Origin of the sequence: Corallococcus llansteffanensis (genome assembly GCF_003612055.1) — a bacterium.
In the GTDB taxonomy this organism is placed as follows: Bacteria; Myxococcota; Myxococcia; order Myxococcales; family Myxococcaceae; genus Corallococcus; species Corallococcus llansteffanensis.
Genome location: NZ_RAWB01000968.1, coordinates 1 through 1,794 on the forward strand (window position 1 = coordinate 1; position 1,794 = coordinate 1,794).

The 1,794-nt window shown below is 74.1% G+C and carries 1 protein-coding gene; it reads left to right on the forward strand.

The features are described from left to right. Positions 1-1,771: RCC1 domain-containing protein (locus D7V93_RS42560; RefSeq protein ID WP_120648629.1), on the forward strand; the 1,771-nt coding region annotated here is incomplete at its 5' end. Positions 1,772-1,794: the final 23 nt, after the last annotated feature.

Genomic DNA, 1,794 nt, shown 5'->3' on the forward strand with positions numbered 1-1,794 from the left:
GCTCGGGGCCTGCGGTGACGACCCGGCGCCGCTGCCACCCGGTGGCTCGGACGCGGGTGCGACGGCGGATGCCGGTACGGACGCGGGCACCCAGGTGGCGGCGCCCACGGTGACCTTCACCTCTCCCGAGGAGGGCGCGCGGGTGGAGCAGTTCCCGGTGCAGGTCCAGGCTGTGGTGCGCGCCGCGGGCGGGCTGCTGGGGGTGTCGGCGCAGCACAACGGGGAGGCCGGCCCGCGCTTCATCGTCGCGCGCGGACAGACGGAGTTCACGGTGGCGGTGGCCGTGAACGCGGGGGTCGGAGAGAACGCCTTCACCCTGCGCGCGGAGGACGTGGCCGGCCAGGTCACGGAGTCGACCCTGCGCTTCACCTATGTCGCCCCCGCGGTGGACACGCAGCCCCCAAGCCTGGTGCTCACCTGGCCCTCGGAGGGACAGGACCTCACCGTGTACCAGTTGCACGTGGCGGGGCAGGCCACGGACAACCTGGGCGTGACGGCCCTCACCTCCCAGCTCAACGACGGCCCCGAGCAGCCCGGGTCGCTGTCTCCGAACGGGGCCTTCCGCTTCACGCTCACGCCCGGACGTGGCGACAACACGCTCGTCCTACGGGCGCGCGACGCCGCGGGCAACACCACCGAGCAGTCCCTGCACTTCCGCTTCGGCCGGTGGGCGACGGGAGGGGGCTCGCACTCCGCGCTCCTTCGCGACGGGAAGGTGTACGTCTGGGGCAACAACAACCTGGGGCAGCTGGGCCTGGGCCAGCCCGGTCCCGAGGCCGGCCACTCGCCGTCGCCGCTCCTGCTGACGGCGCTGCCCGAGGTGAGCGCGGTGGCCTTCGGCCAGAACAGCTCCCTCGCGGTGGGCCAGGACGGAACCGTGTGGACGTGGGGCGACAACAAGAACGCGCAGCTGGGCCTGGGCGTCCCGGGCGCCAGCACCCTGGACGTGACGACGCGCTGGTCCCCGGAGCGCGTGCCCTCGCTGACGGACGCGGTGACGGCCGCCCGGGGCTTCCAGCACGCGCTGGTCCTCACCGGAGACCGCACGGTGTGGGCCTTCGGGAGCAACGGCTCGGGCCAGCTCGGCGATGACACGGCGAAGCCGGCCTCCGACGTGCCGGTGAAGGTCGTGGGCCTGACGGACGTCATCCAGGTGGCCGCCGGCTCCGAGCACTCCGTGGCGCTGCGCGCGGACGGCACCGTGTGGACGTGGGGACGCAACAGCTCCGGCAACCTGGGCCTGGGCACCACGGACAGCGACCCGCATGCGCGGCCCACGCAGGTGCCGGGCCTCACGGACGTGGTGGACATCGCGGCGGGCAAGGACCACACGCTCGCGCTGCGCGCCGACGGCACCGTCGTCGCCTGGGGCTTGGGCGCGAGCGGACAGCTGGGCCACGGCCAGAGCGGCAGCGAGGGCAGCAGCGCCGTGCCGGTGGCGGTGCGGGAGCTGACGAACGCCACGTCGGTGGCCGCCAATGGCACCGTCAGCTTCGCCCTGCGCGCGGACGGCACCGTCATCGGCTGGGGGCAGAACGCCAACGGGACGCTGGGCACGGGCGACAAGGTGACGCGCGCCGCGCCTTCAACCGCCGTCGTGGGCCTCACCGACGTGACGACGCTGGGCGTGGGCGCGCTGCACGCGGTGGGCGTGCGCCGCGACGGAGCCGTCTTCGGCTGGGGTTGGAACTTCAAGGGCTGCGTGGGAGGTGGCGCCGCCGCCAAGGACCCCTGGGCCTACTCGGAGCCGCTCCAGGTGACGCTGCCGTGAGGAGGACCGCCCTGCTCCTGGTG